Origin of the sequence: Aminobacter anthyllidis, from assembly GCF_018555685.1 — a bacterium.
GTDB lineage: Bacteria > Pseudomonadota > Alphaproteobacteria > Rhizobiales > Rhizobiaceae > Aminobacter > Aminobacter anthyllidis.
This window is the reverse complement of record NZ_JAFLWW010000011.1, coordinates 124,000-141,688: the sequence shown is the minus strand read 5'-3', so window position 1 is coordinate 141,688 and position 17,689 is coordinate 124,000. Positions and strand designations below refer to the sequence as shown.

Annotated in this window: 12 protein-coding genes and 1 pseudogene; 7 read left to right on the top strand and 6 right to left on the bottom strand. The window is 62.1% G+C overall.

The window, feature by feature from the left end; translation table 11 throughout:
- Nucleotides 1-65: 65 nt before the first annotated feature.
- Nucleotides 66-371, bottom strand: a complete 306-nt coding sequence (locus J1C56_RS27865) for a DUF982 domain-containing protein (protein ID WP_214393241.1) — start codon at nt 369-371, stop codon at nt 66-68.
- Between the two features lie 619 nt (nt 372-990).
- Between J1C56_RS27865 and J1C56_RS27860 the strand changes: the two genes are divergently transcribed.
- The gene (locus J1C56_RS27860) at nt 991-2,139 is read left to right on the top strand and encodes an amidohydrolase (protein ID WP_214393240.1); all 1,149 of its coding nucleotides are present in this window, start codon (nt 991-993) and stop codon (nt 2,137-2,139) included.
- A gap of 61 nt (nt 2,140-2,200) precedes the next feature.
- Here the strand turns inward: J1C56_RS27860 and J1C56_RS33105 are convergent.
- Together J1C56_RS33105 and J1C56_RS27855 are read right to left on the bottom strand one after the other, a co-directional pair.
- Nucleotides 2,201-2,305: pseudogene (locus J1C56_RS33105) on the bottom strand (LysR family transcriptional regulator); the annotation flags it as partial.
- A 169-nt stretch (nt 2,306-2,474) separates the two neighbouring features.
- A complete protein-coding gene (locus tag J1C56_RS27855; protein ID WP_214393239.1) occupies nt 2,475-2,963 on the bottom strand; it encodes an Lrp/AsnC family transcriptional regulator in 489 nt (162 codons plus the stop codon).
- A 145-nt stretch (nt 2,964-3,108) separates the two neighbouring features.
- Here J1C56_RS27855 and mdeB point away from each other — a divergent pair, with 145 nt between their 5' ends.
- The 3 genes from mdeB to lpdA are packed head-to-tail and all read left to right on the top strand — an operon-like array spanning nt 3,109 to nt 8,902.
- Nucleotides 3,109-5,802 (top strand): alpha-ketoglutarate dehydrogenase, encoded by a 2,694-nt coding sequence (gene mdeB, locus J1C56_RS27850; RefSeq protein ID WP_214393238.1) that lies wholly within the window; start codon nt 3,109-3,111, stop codon nt 5,800-5,802.
- Between the two features lie 33 nt (nt 5,803-5,835).
- Nucleotides 5,836-7,137: a 2-oxo acid dehydrogenase subunit E2 gene (locus J1C56_RS27845; RefSeq protein WP_214393237.1), complete on the top strand. Its 1,302-nt coding sequence runs from the start codon at nt 5,836-5,838 to the stop codon at nt 7,135-7,137.
- Between the two features lie 7 nt (nt 7,138-7,144).
- A complete protein-coding gene (gene lpdA / locus J1C56_RS27840) occupies nt 7,145-8,902 on the top strand; it encodes a dihydrolipoyl dehydrogenase (RefSeq protein ID WP_214393236.1) in 1,758 nt (585 codons plus the stop codon).
- Nucleotides 8,903-9,157: 255 nt separating this feature from the next.
- Here the strand turns inward: lpdA and J1C56_RS27835 are convergent, their stop codons facing one another.
- The 3 genes from J1C56_RS27835 to traC all read right to left on the bottom strand — a co-directional run bounded on the left by J1C56_RS27835 (nt 9,158) and on the right by traC (nt 12,029).
- Nucleotides 9,158-9,433, bottom strand: a complete 276-nt coding sequence (locus J1C56_RS27835; RefSeq protein WP_214393235.1) for a WGR domain-containing protein — start codon at nt 9,431-9,433, stop codon at nt 9,158-9,160.
- 233 nt (nt 9,434-9,666) lie between these two features.
- Nucleotides 9,667-11,583 carry a Ti-type conjugative transfer system protein TraG gene (gene traG / locus J1C56_RS27830; protein WP_214393234.1) on the bottom strand — a complete coding sequence of 639 codons (1,917 nt, stop codon included), beginning with the start codon at nt 11,581-11,583 and terminating at the stop codon, nt 9,667-9,669.
- Between the two features lie 158 nt (nt 11,584-11,741).
- Nucleotides 11,742-12,029 carry a conjugal transfer protein TraC gene (gene traC / locus J1C56_RS27825; RefSeq protein WP_214393315.1) on the bottom strand — a complete coding sequence of 96 codons (288 nt, stop codon included), beginning with the start codon at nt 12,027-12,029 and terminating at the stop codon, nt 11,742-11,744.
- Nucleotides 12,030-12,283: 254 nt separating this feature from the next.
- On the opposite strand from traC, the gene traA reads away from it, so the two are divergent.
- From traA to J1C56_RS27810, 3 genes are read left to right on the top strand one after another with little or no spacing between them, the layout of a single operon-like run.
- Nucleotides 12,284-15,586, top strand: coding sequence for a Ti-type conjugative transfer relaxase TraA (traA, locus tag J1C56_RS27820; protein WP_214393233.1), 3,303 nt, complete (start codon nt 12,284-12,286; stop codon nt 15,584-15,586).
- Entirely contained in the window at nt 15,583-16,116 is a 534-nt protein-coding gene (gene traF, locus J1C56_RS27815; RefSeq protein ID WP_214393232.1) for a conjugative transfer signal peptidase TraF, read from the top strand. The genes traA and traF overlap by 4 nt, the downstream gene beginning before the upstream one ends.
- Nucleotides 16,034-17,272 carry a conjugal transfer protein TraB gene (locus J1C56_RS27810; protein ID WP_214393231.1) on the top strand — a complete coding sequence of 413 codons (1,239 nt, stop codon included), beginning with the start codon at nt 16,034-16,036 and terminating at the stop codon, nt 17,270-17,272. Before traF ends, J1C56_RS27810 begins: the two co-directional genes overlap by 83 nt.
- The last annotated feature ends 417 nt before the right edge of the window (nt 17,273-17,689 follow it).

The following is a 17,689-nucleotide window of genomic DNA, read 5'->3' as shown; positions in this document are numbered from 1 at the left end:
CAGCTGCGTTCAGCCCAGCCCTCGCGGGGACAGGACTGCGTTGCAACATCTCCTCGGTTGGGTTGTCAGGCCAAGATGCCGCCGCGTCCATTGCGAGGGGCGATCATCCATGGCTCAATCGACACCGGCGCATGTTCCAGAACGCCCGCTGACCGTGCAAAGCACAGTAGAGCATTGCGAGCGCCATCTAGGTGAAGTCGCTCTTCACGGACCGCCTGGCAGGCACGATAGGCAGACTGATAGATCGGGCCGCGCCTGCTTTGAGGCCACGAGCCCAGGAAAGCCAATGCATCATCGATGCATTCAAGCTCGCGGATCGAGTTCTTGCCGTCACGTACGAAAATGGCGTGTTCGAAGGCTTGGACTTTCATGATTTTCTCCCTTGCCCGCTTATCACCGACGGGCTTGAACGCATTCCGTAGCGTCAATTTGGCAGAAAAGTGGCGGATTGACTCGCGGCGTCAACAAGGTCGCTCGACCAGTATGCCGGCCTCGCGACAAAAGTTCTCGTCAGACGCGCGACCTCAAGCAGGATCGAGCCTTCGGCTAAGCCCTGCAGCGCCTGTTCCGCGAGGTAAAAGAACCGGCCGCGTCGGTTGAACGGGCCAATCGCACAGGTGGCGATCTCACTGGTGGCCAAAACCACACCATGGTGCTCAATCTACGAAGAATGGTGCCGCGACGAATGCAGCACCCAACTCCAGCATGAAAATGAACAACAGGAGGCCTGGCATGCGCGCCTTCCAACGCTCACGCCAGGGCATTGCATCGAAGGCCTTTCTGATTTCTGCCTCGTAAGCTCGCTCGGTACGCTCTCCCACCCGCCCCCGCTCCTCCCTTTCAACCCGGCCCAGCCGGTCGGATCGGGGCTGGCCCTATGTGCCAGTGTCGCGTTTCTAACTGGCTGACAGCGTCGCGTCCCTAATCAGCTTTGACAGACGTCTGCAGAACTAGGCCTATTATGGAACTAGTGCTAGCGGAGACGGACACGTGACACTAACCAACCAGGACATCGTCGAGCTTACGGCGTGGCGGCGCAAACTGCACCAACATCCGGAAGTCTCAAACGAAGAGCAGCGGACCGCAGAAGAGGTCGTCAACTTCCTCGAGAATACGGGGCCGGACAGGGTGCTGACCAGCCTGGGTGGGCATGGGGTCGCGGCGGTCTACGAGAGTGGCATGGCAGGGCCAACTGTGATGTTTCGCTCGGAACTCGACGCGCTGCCTATCCATGAAGTTTCAGGCGCGGCCCATTCGTCACTCGTGCCAGGCAAATCGCACATGTGTGGCCATGATGGACATACCGCGATCCTGGCGGCGCTTGGGCGTCAGCTTGGCCGTAGGAGGCCCGCCCGAGGACGCGTCGTGCTGATGTTCCAGCCAGCGGAAGAAACCGGAAACGGAGCGGCCGGCGTCGTCGCCGATCCGCGCTTCGGTGAGATCGCGCCGGATTTCGCGTTTTCGTTGCACAATCTGCCTGGGGTGCCGCTAGGTGAGGTAAGGCTCAAATCTGGCGTAGTGAACTGTGCCTCGCGCGGCATGCGCATCATGCTGGCCGGGAAGACAGCCCATTCGTCGATGCCGGAGACCGGCGTTTCGCCAATGATGGCGGTAAGCCAGCTGATGCCGGCACTTCCTGCGCTTGGCAACGGAACCTTCGCAGATGACGATTTTAGCATGGTCACAGTCACCCATGCCACGATGGGCGAAGCCGTGTTCGGCATTGCGCCCGGACATGCCGAGGTCTGGGCAACATTGCGCACCAAGCGCAACGACCTCATGGCCAGCTTGTGTGCTGCCGCGGAAGCCCTTGTGACGAGCATTGCCGATAAGAATCTTTTGTCGGCTCAGTACGACTATCATGAGACGTTCGTTGCCAGCGTCAACGCACCGGAGGCGGTCGAGCAGCTGCGGCTGGCTCTCGATGAAGAGCGCATCGTGCACGCACAAGACAACCTGCCCATGCGTGCATCGGAAGACTTCGGTGTGTTTGGCCACAATGCAGCTTCGGCAATGTTCTTCCTTGGAGCGGGCGAGCAGCACCCGGCGCTACACAATCCAGATTATGACTTTCCAGACGACCTGATCCCGATTGGGTCAAGAGTATTCATGCGGACGCTGCGCAACCTCCTTGGCTGATGTGTATCAGAACATCAGTCGCTCCGCTGGAGCGCAGCATAGTGTCGGCCCCCATTTCTAACTACAGCCCCTCGGAGCGATCGAGCGCTGCGTATTCGCTCGCGAGGTAGTCTAGCAGGGCGCGTACCGAAGGCAGTAGTCCACGGCGTGACGGGAAGACCGCATGATCCCGACGCCGCGCAGTGCTGCGTGGCGCAGGCTCTGCGTGAGGGCCGCGCTCCGATTGAGTTGCTCAGGCAGGACATGGTGGGCGACGTCGAGTTGGTTGCGCGCAAGTACTCCAAAGCGCGGTGATTACCGCGATGGTGCTCTCCATGGATATCGGCCCGCGCGGGCTATCGACGCGCGCGTGGGCTGGCGAGCTGCTCCAGTGGGAGGGCCGTCTTGTACTTGACCTGCTTGAGGGCAAAGCTCGAGCGGATGTTGGCAACGCCGTGCGTCTTGGACAGGCGGTCGACGATGAAGTGCTGGAGCGCAACCGTGTCGCGCACGACGACGCGCAGCAGATAGTCGGAATCGCCGGTCATCAAATAGCACTCCATGACCTCGGGAAAGCCTGCCATCGCCGCCTCGAAAACATCGAGCAGCGCCTCGGTCTGCTTCTCCAGTGTCACCTGGATGAAGACGCTGACATCAGCGCCCAGCATCACCGGATCGAGCAGGGCGACGCGGCGGGTGATGACCCCCGTCTCGTCGAGGGCGCGCACGCGGGCAAGGCATGGGGAGGCCGACAGCCCGACGCGCGAGGCAAGCTCGGCGTTTGTCAGGCTGGCGTCCTCCTGGATTTCCGAGAGGATGCGCATGTCTATCGTATCAAAGTGCATATGCGGCATATCCTGCTGAACGAAGAAGTCTTTGCAGCAATATCTGCTGCATTTGGTGGAATTTGCAACACCTTCGGCAGGAAATGCCGGAGCCTTGCCGCTATCCTCGCGCGCAAGTGGAAACCCAAGGAGCTGGAGCGCCATCATGCTCACCAAGACCCAGTCCGCCCCCATCGGTGATGCCAGCGCCGGATTTGACGGCGACCCGCAGGAGACAGCCGACTGGCTGGCCTCGCTCGAGTCCTTGTTCGTCAGTTCGGGTGGCACGCGGGCCGAATTCATCCTCGGAGAACTCGACCGCAAGGCCAAGGAACTCGGTATCGTGCATGAGCCGCTGCCGTATTCCCCCTATCGCAACAGCATTTCGCTCGAAAAGCAGCCGCCGTTCCCAGGTGATCTTGGCATGGAGGAGCGCATCACCGCGATCATCCGCTGGAACGCGCTGGCGATGGTGGTGAAGGCCAACAAGGCCTACGGTGAACTCGGCGGCCACATCGGCAGCTATGCTTCTGCAGCGGAGATCTTCGAGGTTGGCTTCAACCACTTCTTTCGCGCCGACACTGGTGCGGGCGATGGGGACGTGGTGTTCTTCCAGCCGCATTCGGCGCCAGGCGTGTATGCCCGCGCCTATCTCGAAGGGCGGCTTTCGGAAGAGCATCTCCAGCATTACCGCCAGGAGATCGGTGGCACCGGCCTGTGCTCCTATCCGCACCCCTGGCTGATGCCCGACTTCTGGCAGGTGCCGACGGGGTCGATGGGCATCGGTCCGATCACCGCTGTCTACCAGGCCCGCTTCATGCGCTACCTCAACGACCGCAGCCTCGCCGATACCGAGGGCCGCCACGTCTGGGGGGTGTTCGGCGACGGCGAGATGGACGAGCCGGAATCGATCGCCGGCCTGTCGATCGCGGCGCGTGAAAAGCTCGACAACCTGACCTTCATCATCAACTGCAACCTGCAGCGCCTCGACGGCCCGGTGCGCGGCAATGGCCAGATCATCCAGGAACTGGAGAGCACCTTCCGCGGTGCGGGCTGGAACGTCATCAAGGTGCTGTGGGGATCGGAATGGGACGCGCTGTTCGCGCGCGACACCCAGCACGCGCTGCTCCGTCGATTTGCCGCCACCGTTGATGGCAAGTACCAGACACTCGGCGCCAAGGACGGAGCCTACAACCTGACCCACTTCTTCGAGGAGGATCCCGAGGTCAAGGCGCTGGTCGCCCATATGTCTGACAGCGACATCGACGCCCTGAAGCGTGGTGGCCACGATTTCCGCAAGCTGTTTGCGGCTTTCGAGGCGGCCAGGGCGACCAAGGGGCGGCCGACCGTCATCCTGGCCAAAACCAAGAAGGGTTTTGGCATGGGCGCCGCCGGCGAGTCGCGCATGACGGTGCACCAGTCAAAGAAGCTCGACGTCGACGCGCTGCTGGCTTTCCGCGACCGCTTTGCCTTGCCGATCAGCAACGAGCAGGCGGAGCAGGTCACGTTCTACAAGCCGGCTGAAGACAGCGCCGAGCTCAACTATCTCCGGGCGCGCCGCGAGGCGCTTGGTGGCTACCTGCCGGCGCGTCGCCGAACAGCCGATCAGGTGGCGATACCACCGCTGGCAAGCTACGCCGATTTCGCCCTAAATGCCGAGGGTAAGGAGATGTCGACGACCATGGCCGCGGTCAGGTTGCTTGGCAACATGATCAAGGACAAGGAGATCGGGCCGCGCATTGTGCCGATCGTCGCCGACGAGGCGCGTACCTTCGGCATGGCCAATCTGTTCCGCCAGGTCGGCATCTATTCGCCGGTCGGCCAGCTCTACGAGCCCGAGGATGCCGGCTCGATGCTGTATTACAAGGAAGCCAAGAACGGGCAACTGCTCGAGGAGGGTATCACCGAGGCCGGCGCAGTCTCGTCCTGGGTGGCTGCCGCCACGTCCTACAGCGTGCACAACCTCGCCATGCTGCCGGTCTACATCTACTATTCGATGTTTGGCTTCCAGCGTGTCGGCGATCTGATCTGGGCAGCGGCCGACCAGCGCTCGCGCGGCTTCCTGATCGGGGCGACGGCAGGCCGGACCACGTTGGCCGGCGAAGGCTTGCAGCACCAGGATGGATCGAGCCTTCTCGTTGCGTCGACCGTTCCAAACTGCCGCGCCTATGACCCGACCTTCGCCTATGAGCTGGCGGTCATTCTCGACCACGGCGCCCGCGCCATGATGGAAGAGGGCAGGGACGAGTTCTATTATGTCACTGCGATGAACGAGAACTACGCCCAGCCGTCGATGCCGGCAGGCGTCGAGTCCGACATCATCAAGGGGCTCTACCGGATCGCCAGCCACCAGCCCAAGAAGAGTGTCGGGCATGTTCGCCTGCTCGGTTCCGGCACCATCCTGCCGCAGGTGATCGAAGCAGCACAGGTGCTCGCCAACGATTGGGGCGTCGCCTCAGAGGTGTGGAGCGCCACCAGCTTTTCCGAACTGTCGCGCGATGCGCGGGAGGCGGAGCGTCACAACCGCTACAACCCGCTCGCTGAGCCGGCGGTCAGCCATCTCGCCAGCTGCCTGGCGGGCAAGGCGCCGATCATTGCGGCCACCGACTATGTCCGCGCCTATCCGCAATTGATTGCGTCATATGTCGAGGCGCCGTTCACAGCGCTCGGCACCGACGGCTTTGGTCGCAGCGACACGCGTGCCGCGCTGCGCGACTTTTTCGAAGTCGATCATCGTCACATCGCGGTGGCTGCCCTTGCAGCGCTTGCCGCCGAAGGTTCGGTGACGCGTCAGACGGTTTCCGATGCCATCGCCCGCTACGGTCTTGAAGTCGCGATCGATGCGCCTTGGCTGCGCTGATCCGGGTCGAGTTCCAGTTCTGAAAGAGTTGATATGAGCCAACAAATGGAAGTCAGGTTGCCTGACATAGGCGACTACAAGAATGTGCCGGTCGTGGAGTTCTTGGTGAAGCCGGGCGATGTGGTGGCGGTCGAAGACCCGCTGATGACGGTTGAATCCGACAAGGCGACGATGGAAATCCCGGCGCCTTTCGCCGGAACCGTCAGAGAGTTCGCAGTGGCGATCGGCACCCGCGTGTCGCAGGGCGCGCTGCTGCTGATGATCGATGCCACCGCGCCTACCATGGCGCCTTCGGCAGCCACGCCAGAAACCAAAAAGACCGAAACCGCTCCCGCGGCTCCACCCGTTAGGGCAGAACCGCCGGCGGCAGCGAGGGTGGTACCGGAAGCACCAATGGCGAGCACTTTGCCAGCGCTCACGACGGAGACCGCTGCCGGCGCCCATGCGACGCCGTCGGTGCGCGCCTTCGCCCGCGAGCTTGGCGTCGAACTAGGCACGGTCAAGCCTTCCGGCGCAAAGGGCAGGATACTGCGCGACGACATCACAGCGCATATCAAGGAGCGCCTCGCCGGAGGCTCCCCGCTGCAGGTGCCCGGTTCCGGCATCGGCGCCGGCCTGCCGGCCTGGCCTGCGGTCGACTTCGAGAAGTTCGGCCCCATCGAACGCCAGCCGCTGTCGCGCATTCAGAAGATCTCGGGCGGCAATCTCACCCGCAACTGGCTGACCATTCCGCACGTCACCAACTTCGACAAGGCCGACGTGACCGGCCTCGAGGAGTTCCGCAAGGAACTCAATGCCGCCAACAAGGACGCCAAGGTGACGATGGTCGCCTTCGCGATCAAGGCGTCGGCGCTGGCGCTCAAGGCATATTCGCGCTTCAACGCCTCGCTCGACGGGGAAGAGCTGGTGCTCAAAAACTACGTCCATATCGGCTTTGCCGCCGATACGCCCAAGGGGCTGATGGTCCCGGTGATCCGCGACTGCGACCGCAAGGGCGTTCTCGAGATCGCAACGGAGATGCGCGCGCTCGCCGACAAGGCCCGCGGCGGCGGGCTGTCGGCCGCCGACATGCAGGGAGGATGTTTCTCGGTGTCGTCACTTGGCGGCATTGGCGGGGCAGGCTTCACACCGATCATCAATGCGCCCGAAGTGGCGATCCTCGGCGCCGGTCGCTCAGCGATGGAAGCCATTTGGGACGGCAAGGCCTTCCAGCCAAAGCTGATCATGCCGGTCTCCCTGTCGTGGGATCACCGCGTCGTCGATGGCGTTGCCGCGGCCAGGTTCCTTGGCCACATCGCTGCCCTTCTGGGCGATTTCCGCCGCGCGATCGTTTGAGGCGAAGATGAGCATCACCGAAATCAGGGTGCCCGAAATGGGCGACTTCAAGGATGTCGCCGTCATCGAGGTGCACATCAAGCCGGGCGACGACGTCGCCCTCGACCAGACACTGATCGTGCTCGAATCCGACAAGGCCTCGATCGACGTGCCGTCGCCCTTGTCTGGGCGCATCGCCTCGGTCGAACTGGCCATCGGCCAGCGCGTTTCCAAGGGCGCGCTGATCGCCGCCGTGGAAGCGGCAGCGGGCGGAGGCGAAGCCAAGCCTGCGGCCATTCATGAAGCGCCGGCCGCGGCTGCGAAACCGATCGTGGCAGGCACGCCATCACCTGCCGCGGGTGCCGCGCCCGATTGCGACGTGCTGGTGATCGGCGGTGGACCGGGCGGTTATTCCGCCGCCTTCCGCGCCGCCGATCTCGGACAACGCGTGATCCTGGTCGAGCGCGACGCGACGCTCGGCGGTGTGTGCCTCAATGTCGGCTGCATTCCGTCCAAGGCGCTGCTGCATGTCGCCGCCGTCAAGGAGGAAGCCGAGCGTCTTGGCGATCACGGTGTTGTCTTCGATACCCCGACCGTCGATCTCGACAAGCTGCGCAGCTTCAAGGCCGGTGTCGTCACCAAGCTCACCGATGGGCTGAAAGTCATGGCGCGGCTGCGTAAGGTCGAGGTGGTCAGGGGCACGGCGACGTTTGCCAACGCCAATGCGCTCGACATCGCCCTGTACGACGGCGCAAGCCGCAGGATCGTCTTCGCCAAGGCAATCGTCGCCGCAGGCTCGATGCCGGTCAGGCTGCCGTTTCTGCCCGATGATCCACGGATCGTCGATTCCACCGGGGCGCTTGAACTGCCGTTCATCCCCGAACGCATGCTGGTCATCGGCGGGGGCATCATCGGGCTTGAAATGGCCACCGTCTACAGCGCGCTCGGCGCGTGCGTCGACTTGGTCGAGCAACTCGACAGACTACTGCCCGACGTTGACCGCGACGTAGTCGAGACCTGGCGCAAGCGTAACGCCCATCGTTTCGATGCCTTGCTGGTCGGCGCGCGCGTCGACAGCGTGGTCGCTGAGAAGGATGAGCTCGTTGTGACGACGAGCGGTGAGGGGGCGGGGGTGCGACGCTACGACCTGATCCTGCAGGCGGCGGGTCGGCGCCCGGCAGTTGAGGCACTGCAACTCAACGCCGCCGGCGTCACGTTCGACGCCAAGGGCTTCATCGAGGTCGATGCGCAGATGCGCACCCGCAACCAGAACATCTTTGCCGTCGGCGATGTCACCGGCAATCCCATGCTGGCGCACAAGGCGGTGCACCAAGGCCATGTCGCTGCCGAGGCGGCAACCGGGCTCAAGAGTTTCATGGACGCCAAGGTCGTGCCGTCGGTCGCTTATACCGACCCGGAGATTGCCTGGGTCGGTATGACTGAGGACGCGGCAAAGGCGGAGGGCCGCGCTGTCGAGGTCGGCAAATTCCCGTGGGCAGCGTCTGGCCGGGGCATTGCCAATGGCGCCGATTATGGCCTCACCAAGCTGGTGTTCGACAAGGAAACTCACCGCATCATCGGTGGCGCTATCGTCGGCCCGGCTGCCGGTGATATGATCGGCGAGATCTGCCTGGCAATCGAGATGGGAGCCGATGCCGTCGATATCGGCAAGACGATCCATCCGCATCCGACGCTCGGCGAGACCATCGGCATGGCCGCCGAAGTTGCCGAAGGCGTTTGCACCGACCTGCCGCCGGTGAGAAAGAAGCGCGTCAGCCTTGCTTAGCGGAGCTCTGCTGGGCGGCGTGGGCCTGGTTCTCATGGACAAAGATACGAGCGGCAAGCCTCCCAACCTTATCGCCTTCCACCGACGCAGCGTACTGAGGAGCTTCGCAAGGGTTCGTGCGTATCCGCGCGAGCCGGTAATGCATGTCCGGCCGCGACCTTTTCCAGGCTTGAGGTCGCGGCAAAACGCGGCGTGTCAAGGCGCTGAGGATCGGCGTGGACCTCCTCGCAACGGCTTGCGAAGCCGCAGTCTGTTTCACCTTGTGCAACTGCTGCGCGTTCTCGCGGCACTTGGATCCCAGTATCCCCGTCGCTTCTTCATCGTTTCCAGACGTCTCAGGGCTCTATGAGCCTCGTCGGGTCCATCGAAGGTTTCGATCATGGCTTGTCCGTTGGTGCCAATTCGCCCCCAGTTTCGAATGACCGACAGGCCGCCAAACAACGTCGGCTGGAGCGTCAGGCTGTAGAACCGGCGCATGTTCAGGGCCGGGTCGATGCGGTGCAGATGAATGTCGTCTGAGGTGATGCCCATAGAGATAGAGTCTCTCTGCGAACACGCGTCAGGTCTAACAACATGTTTGAATCGATCCGCCATGATCGATTCACTACGGTAATGCGTTTGCAGTCGATAATGCGGGCCACTGTGTCCGTGCACCACTACCTTAGGGATCATGAGCACTGTGTTCGAACCATTCGACAAGAGCGCAATTGGAGTGGACACTCGCGCATGTGTAAGTTCCCCAGTGATGGCGAACAGTCACTCGCTCATGCTTCGTCTTCTCTCCAATGGTATCTGTTTCTGTCGACGCAAGCCGTCATGTCATCACGCCGGAACCAGACAGCGCGTCCGCATCGGAGCGGCAAATTGCCAGCGGTAAAAATGATCTGCTCATCCGAGCGCATGCGCATGACCTCGTCCGGTAGGATCAGGGGGCGTCGGTATAGGTGCTTTGATCGTGATCGCGACGATCCTGACGTCTGGCTGGTGCGGCTCACCTGGTCAACTTCGACAGTAGTGTCGCCGCAGCGCCGTGAGATATAGTCGGCAGTATCTGGATCGTTGATCGCCGCGAAGCTGATCCACGACGCGCTCTCGAACCATTTGCTCGTAGCATCCCGACCGCCATAGGCCTCGCGCATCTGCCCGATAGACTGAAAGATCATCATAAGCGTCAGGCCGTATTTGCGCCCGGCATCGCGTGCTGTTTCGAGTATGCTGAGATAACCGAGCCGGGCGACCTCATCGAGCATGAACAGCGTCTTTGATGCGACATTTCCTTTTCGATTGTAGATCGCATTCATAAGTGCGCCGATGATGACACGGGCGAGGCCGGGATGCGCACCCAGAACCTTGAGGTCGAGCGCAATGAAGAGGTCGGTGCCACCGTTTGCCAGGTCGTCGGTTGTGAATGCATCGCCTGAGACCAGCGCCGCATAGTTCGGATAGGAGAGCCAGTGAGTTTCCTTCACGGCATTGGCGTAAACCCCGGAAAATGTCTCCGGGGTCATGTTCACGAATACGGCAACGTTCTCCTTCACAAAACCGGATGCTGACTGCTGATGGATTTGTGTGAGACGTTCTCGCAGTTTCGGCTCGGGCTCGGAAAGGTTGATGCGCACCTGCCTAAGGGTCTGGTCTCTTGGTCCTGTATGTCCCGACAGACAGACATCGGCAATCAGCGCGGTGAGAAGCTGCAGGGCGGAGGCGCGGAAAAAGTCGTCTCGCGCGGAGGGTTGTCGCCGATTGTCGGTCATGACCCAGGTCGCGACCGCGACAATGTCCTCTTCTTTCGTAGCTCCAAATCGACCGATCCAGTCGAGGGCGTTGAAGCCAGTAGCGGAGTTGGCGGGATCGAGCACGACGACATTGCGGCCGGCTTTGCGGCGATGTTCTATCACCATCGGCGCAACCTCCAATGACGGATCAAGTACTACCAGGCCGCCATCCCATTTGAGTGCGGTGGGGATTGTTACCGAAGTGGTTTTGAAGCCGCCGGAACCGGCAAAGGCGATGCCGTGACCCGAACCGAAGGATCCATCGAAGCAGAGCAGTGGTGAACGCCCACCTGCGCCCCAACTCTCCTTACTTTGGGCGCGAAATGCCATTGCCGACACGCTGTCACGATCGACGCGATAGCGCTCTCCAACGACGATCCCGCCAGTATCCGGAAAGAGCCGTTGGGCGTCCCGCATGCTCATCCATTCGGCTTCGCCATGTACTGCCCGTTTACCGCGAATGCGGAGTGGGGAGCCTCTCAGGAATGCGCTGTTGCCTTTGACGGCGACACGAAGCGCAAAGAAGCCTGTGAGCAGGGCCATGAGCGCGCCAAACATGGCGGCGGGATCGGCCAACGATAGTACTGAGTGTCCGGCTGCCGAGAGAGCGGAAAGCCTGATCGCCTCGCGGGCTGCGGCCATGAAAACTGCCACCGCACTTCCCGTCGCAACGCTCCAGCCGGCGGCTTTGACGTGTACGGCACCTGCTGCTGCGAAGAGAAAGAAGACGCCAACAGTTCCCGACAAGACATAGGGCAAGGCTGGCCCGATACGGCCGAGCATCAGACGCACGTCGCCGTTTGTTGCGAGCGCAGTCAGCCGCTGTTCGGCGCCGTTGGCGCCGAACAGCGTAACGACCATCAGTGTTGCGGGCACGGTGGCAAGCAAAAGCCTATTCGCTGTCATGGCCGGATGCCTCCGCGACAATCTTCTCGATCCTGGATCGCTCGGTTTTGTATTTGTTCAGCCGTCGTGCATCGAGCAGCAGGCCAAGGCGGCCCATTTCGATCTTGTCTCATATGTCCTTCTTGCTGGCTTCCGAACTGGGCACTCGCGACATGCGCTCAAGCCTCATCATTGCCGCCCGCAGCCGGGCCAGCCGTGACCGACGTGCGGTCCGACCTGATGGCGCTGGCCGCCTTTCTTCCGTGTGATCTTTCGTTGTCTTGGCGAAACCTCCCGGCCAATTCCTCTAGTCCCGCCAGCAACTCGCCTTCTTCGGTCTCGATCTCACCAAGCCCGGCCCTGAGTGCGATCCGGCCAATGCGCTCTGCCTCGCGCGTTTCTGCTTGTCTCAATTGCTCCTGCAGGCGGGCGATCTCTTCCCTGATCTTCGATGACGGCCTTTTCATTCTGATAGCCTCTTCCCTTGTTCTGGATTGAGCAAAACGCCAGACGAGGATCGACGGGGAGGGTGCGAAGCACATCCCCGTTTATTGTGCAGTCGGCTGTGCCGACACTGTCGACGATGATCCCGCCGTTCGAAAGAAGCGGCCAAGGGCGCAATTATACGTCGCTGACGCGACGCCTTGCTCAACGGCCTGCCCAGCAGCCGCTCCTGACGAACGCCCGAGTGTCCGTTCGCTATCCAGGAGCAATCTCTGCCGTGGCCGTCCCGCATTTTTCCGTCAGCATTGTCAGCCGCGGTGACGGCCGCAGCGCGGTGCTGTCTGCCGCCTACCGCCATTGCGCGAAGATGGAGTACGAACGCGAAGCGCGCTCGGTCGATTACACACGCAAGCAGGGGCTGCTCCATGAGGCGTTTTTGGTGCCGCCCGATGCACCGCTATGGCTGCGCAGCCTGATTGCCGACCGCTCGGTGGCGGGTGCTGCGGAAGTCTTCTGGAACAAGGTCGAGGCGTTTGAGAAACGCTCGGACGCCCAGCTTGCCAAAGACATCACCATTGCCTTGCCGCTGGAGCTTAAGGCAGAGCAGAACATCGCCCTCGTCCGCGATTTCGTCGAACGACACATCCTCGCCAAGGGCATGGTTGCGGACTGGGTCTATCATGATGCGCCAGGTAATCCGCATGTCCATCTGATGATGACACTGCGGCCGCTGACCGAGGACGGGTTTGGGTCCAAGAAGGTTGCTGTCATCGGTGAGAATGGCGAGGTCTTGCGTAACGCCGCCGGCAAGATCGTCTATGAGCTTTGGGCCGGCGGGATGGACGACTTCACTGCCCTTCGCAATGCCTGGTTCGAGATCCAGAACCAGCATCTGGCACTTGGCGGGATCGACCTGCGCGTTGATGGCCGCTCTTATGCCGAGCGCGGCATCGATCTCGTCCCAACCACCCATATCGGGGTCGGCGCCAAGGCGATCCAGCGCAAGTCAGCGCGTGAAGGCCATGAGATGTCGCTCGAGCGGATCGATTTGCTCGAGGCACGGCGCCAGGAGAATGCGAACCGGATCCTGAAGCGGCCCGAGATCGTGCTCGATATCGTTTCGTCGGAAAGAAGCGTCTTCGACGAACGCGACATCGCAAAGATCCTGCATCGTTATGTCGACGATGCCGGCACGTTCCAGCAGCTGATGGTGCGCATTCTGCACAGCCCTGAGGCATTGCGTATCGAGCGCGAGGGCATTGACCTTGCGACGGGAGCGAGGATCCATTCCCGCTACACGACGCGCGAGCTGATCCGCATCGAAGCCAAGATGGCGAAGCAATCGCTGTGGCTGTCACAGCGCACAACACATGGCGTTCGAGATGAAGTGCTGGACAGCGTGCTTTCGCGTCATTCGCAGCTGTCGCAGGAACAGCGTGTCGCCATTGAGCATGTCGTGGACAAGGCGCGGATCGCAGCTGTCGTCGGTCGCGCCGGGGCAGGCAAGACCACGATGATGAAGGCAGCACGCGAGGCGTGGGAACTGGCCGGTTATCGTGTTGTCGGTGCTGCCCTTGCCGGCAAGGCAGCGGAGGGGCTCGAGAAGGAAGCAGGCATCGTCAGCCGCACGCTGGCGTCGTGGGAGCTGCGCTGGAAACAGGGCAGGGACATGCTCGACAAAAGCACGGTGTTTGTTGTCGACGAGGCCGGCATGGTTGCCTCAAAGCAGATGGCACTGGTCGTCGAAGCGGCAACCATGGCCGGCGCAAAGCTTGTGCTGGTGGGTGATCCCGAGCAACTCCAGCCGATTGAAGCAGGTGCTGCGTTTCGGGCGATCGTTGACCGCATCGGCTACGCTGAACTCGAGACCATCTACCGCCAGCGCGAAGAGTGGATGAGAGCCGCTTCGCTCGACCTGGCGCGCGGCCGCGTCGCAAAGGCGCTCGGGGCTTATGGCGAGCACGGCAGGGTATGTGGGTCAGAGCTCAAGGCACAGGCGATCGCCAGCCTGATTGCCGACTGGAACAGCGACTACGATCCCACGAAGACAACACTGATCCTAGCGCATCTTCGCCGCGACGTGCGCGAGCTCAATCGCCTGGCGCGCGACAAGCTCGTCGAGCGCGGGATTGTCGGCGAGGGACATGCCTTCCGCACCGAAGACGGTCTTCGTCAGTTCGACGCTGACGACCAGATCGTCTTCCTCAAAAACGAGACTTCGCTCGGGGTGAAGAACGGCATGATCGGCGGTGTCGTCGAAGCCGCACCAAACAGGATCGTTGCGGGTATCGGCGAGGGTGAACATCGCCGGCTGGTCACAGTCGAGCAACGCTTCTACCCCAACATCGATCATGGCTATGCGACCACGATCCACAAGTCGCAAGGCGCGACCGTCGACCGGGTCAAGGTGCTGGCCTCTCTCTCGGTGGATCGGCATCTGGCCTATGTCGCAATGACCCGGCACCGCGAGGACATGGCGCTCTATTACGGGCGGCGCTCCTTCGCCAAGGTTGGAGGGCTCAATCACATTCTGTCGCGAACGAATGCCAAGGAAACCACGCTCGATTACGAGCGCGGCACACTCTACCGGCAGGCACTGCGCTTTGCCGAAAACCGTGGGCTGCGCATATCGCGTGTTGCCCGCACGCTGGTTCGTGACCGGCTCGACTGGATGCTGCGCCAAAGGCAAAGGCTTGCCAATCTGGCGCAGCGATTACGTACCAGCCCCGAGCGCCTCGGCCTGTTCCAGCGCCCCTCAATACAAACCTGGAAAGAGGCCGAACCGATGGTCGCCGGCACCAAGGTGTTTGCCCAATCGCTGGCCGACGTCGTCGAGGAGAAGCTGCTGGCCGATCCGGCTCTGGCAAAGCTGTGGGAGGAGATGTCGACGCGCTTTCGCTACGTCTTCGCCAATGCGGAGGCCGCCTTCCGGGTGATGGACTTCAATGTGCTTCTCACAGACCCCAAGGCGGCGCGACAGACGCTCGATCGGCTGGTCGGCGAGCCGGCATCGATCGGAGCACTGAAGGGGCGGACGGGCCTTCTCGCGTCAAAAGCCGACAAGGAGGCGCGTCGTGTTGCCGAGGTCAATGTGCCGGCGCTGAAGCGCGACATCGAGCGTTATCTCAAGCTGCGCCAGGTTGCTGCCGAAAGGATCGGGACCGAGGAGCAGGCGCTGCGTCATCGAGCTTCGATCGACATCCCGGCGCTGTCACCGAATGCGAGGTCGGCGCTTGAAAAGATCCGCGAGGCCATCGATCGCAACGATCTTCCAGCTGCTCTCGCCCATATCCTCGACAACCGCGAGGTGAAGCTTGAGATCGACAACTTCAACCGCGCCGTCACCGAACGGTTCGGCGAGCGGAGCTTGCTTACCAACGCAGCCAGGGAGGCATCGGGCACGCTCTTCGACAAGGCCGCCGAGGGCCTTCGACCTCTCGAGCGCGAGAAGCTGCGTCAGGCCTGGCCGGTGATGCGCGCGGCCCAACAGATCGCTGCCTATGCGCGTACCACGCAGACATTGAAGCAGACCGAGCAGTTACGGATGGCGCAGCGCCAGAGCATGGCGTGGAAACAATGAGGCGCAGGCGCATCACAACCGTTCTCGGCATTGCCGCAGTAGGCACGGCAGCGCTTGCCATGATCGGTTGGATAGGGGGCTACAGGGTCAACCTGACTTCGAGCGCGGCAATCGGTCTCTGGCGCATCGAGGCGATGGAACGCCCTGTGTCCATTGGAGACGTGGTCTTCATCTGCCTTCCGGCCGCAGGGGTGTTCAAGGATGCGTTCGATCGTGGCTATCTACGCCGCGGCCTTTGCCCCGGCGGCCTGGCGCCGCTGCTCAAGACCATCGTGGCCGTTCCTGGCCAGCGCGTCCGGATCGGCGAGGATGTGATCATCGATGGCAGGCCGCTTGCTGCATCGCGCATCCGTCACAAGGACGGCCAGGGTAGGGCAATTACCGCCTTTGGCGGGGGCACCGTGCCGCCCGGCTACCTCTTCCTCCACTCATCCATGGCGAACTCATATGACTCTCGATACTTCGGGCCGATCCCCGCAGCCGGCCTCCTCGGCCGCGCCAGTCCGATCATCACCACCTTCTATCCCTGACGTTTTGCGTGGCGTTACGCTGATAGTGGCTGCAGTGTTAGTCGGTGGTGTCGCATGGAGCGGCAATCTGCTGACCTTGCCGCTCGCCTTTGCCTTTCCGGCGCTATGGGCCTGGTCGCCGTCTCGCCTAAATGCGGCTCAGGTATCGCTAGGATATTTCCTCGCAGCCTCGCGTGGTCTACCGCAAGGCGTTGCCACCTACTATGCATCCGATCTCTGGCCCGGCCTGTTACTTTGGATCGTCGCTTCGTTCTCTTTCATTGGCGTGCATGCGGCGGTGTGGACTGGGCAGCGGGGACGTGCGAGGTCGGTGCGCTATCTGGTGGCGGCGGTGCTGATGGGGCTGCCGCCCTTCGGCATCATCGGGTGGGCACATCCGTTGACGGCGGCGGGTGTTCTGTTTCCGGGGTGGGGATGGTGGGGCCTCTCTGGGGCGGCCGCTGGCCTCGCGATGATGACATCGCGGTTCTGGCCAGCTGCCGCCATCGCCCTGGGGGCGTTCTGGTTCTGGTCCGCCGCTACATGGACGCATCCCGCCCCACCGAATGGGTGGAAGGGCGTCGATCTCGAACTGGGACAAAGCTTGGGGCGGGACGGCTCGCTCGACCGCCACAGTGACTTGATCGCAAGGGTCCGGCTGAAAGCGCGCGAGGGAAGCCGTGTCATCATTCTTCCCGAAAGCGCGCTCGGCATCTGGACCCCTACTATAGAGCGGCTCTGGCGCGCAGGGCTGGATGGCAGCGATGTTTCCGTAGTCGCTGGAGCGACAATGGTCGATGCGCAAGGCTACGACAATGTGATGGTCGCAATATCGGCCGAGCGTGCTCACGTCCTTTATCGAGAGCGCATGCCGGTTCCGGTCTCGATGTGGCAGCCTTGGCTTGCATGGACGGATCAGGGCGGAGGAGCGCGGGCGCACTTCTTTGCTAATCCTGTGGCCGAGCTGGGAGGTCGAAGGATTGCCGTGTTGATCTGCTACGAGCAGCTCATCTTCTGGCCCATCCTGCAGTCGATGCAGTATTCGCCGGAAGTTGTCATCGCCGCCGGCAATGGCTGGTGGACGGCTGGCACTTCAATTGTCGCAATCCAGAAAGCCAACGCTGCATCCTGGGCCCGGTTGTTCGGCGTTCCCTTCGTGGTCGCATTCAACCTTTAAGCAGAGGGCGAGAAAGCGCCTGTCGCCGCCCACAGGCGATATGCAAGCGAGTCATCGCCTTTTACGAGAGCATTAAGGTGACCGTCAGCACCGGAGACAAGGAGGTGGATGCGCGCGTTCGCGAACTTGCGAAGCCGCGCCGCGTATCCATAACTGCGAGGCGTGTCGAGACGCTTTCGCCGGTGACATACGGCCCAAAAGAAGACAGTTGCTCGCTTGAAGACCGCCTTCAGCGGCTTCTCAGTAGGCTCGACAAATTTTGCCGCGAGCGGCGTTGTCACGTGAGTAGGCCCGGATAGCCTGTGGACGCAGATGCTGAAAGGGCGGCAGGAACCGTTGGGCGGTGCCGTAGCGAAGGTCCAGAACCACCCTCCGCTTCATCAGTGAGGCCTGCCGCGAACCCTCCCGGCGGGCCTT

What these genes read in the sequence shown, in the direction of transcription:
- J1C56_RS27865 (WP_214393241.1), bottom strand. Translation starts at nt 371, where the DNA reads ATGAAAGTCCAAGCCTTCGAACACGCCATTTTCGTACGTGACGGCAAG.
- J1C56_RS27855 (WP_214393239.1), bottom strand. Translation starts at nt 2,963, where the DNA reads ATGCACTTTGATACGATAGACATGCGCATCCTCTCGGAAATCCAGGAG.
- mdeB (WP_214393238.1), top strand. Translation starts at nt 3,109, where the DNA reads ATGCTCACCAAGACCCAGTCCGCCCCCATCGGTGATGCCAGCGCCGGA.
- J1C56_RS27845 (WP_214393237.1), top strand. Translation starts at nt 5,836, where the DNA reads ATGAGCCAACAAATGGAAGTCAGGTTGCCTGACATAGGCGACTACAAG.
- lpdA (WP_214393236.1), top strand. Translation starts at nt 7,145, where the DNA reads ATGAGCATCACCGAAATCAGGGTGCCCGAAATGGGCGACTTCAAGGAT.
- J1C56_RS27835 (WP_214393235.1), bottom strand. Translation starts at nt 9,433, where the DNA reads ATGGGCATCACCTCAGACGACATTCATCTGCACCGCATCGACCCGGCC.
- traG (WP_214393234.1), bottom strand. Translation starts at nt 11,583, where the DNA reads ATGACAGCGAATAGGCTTTTGCTTGCCACCGTGCCCGCAACACTGATG.
- traC (WP_214393315.1), bottom strand. Translation starts at nt 12,029, where the DNA reads ATGAAAAGGCCGTCATCGAAGATCAGGGAAGAGATCGCCCGCCTGCAG.
- traF (WP_214393232.1), top strand. Translation starts at nt 15,583, where the DNA reads ATGAGGCGCAGGCGCATCACAACCGTTCTCGGCATTGCCGCAGTAGGC.
- J1C56_RS27810 (WP_214393231.1), top strand. Translation starts at nt 16,034, where the DNA reads ATGACTCTCGATACTTCGGGCCGATCCCCGCAGCCGGCCTCCTCGGCC.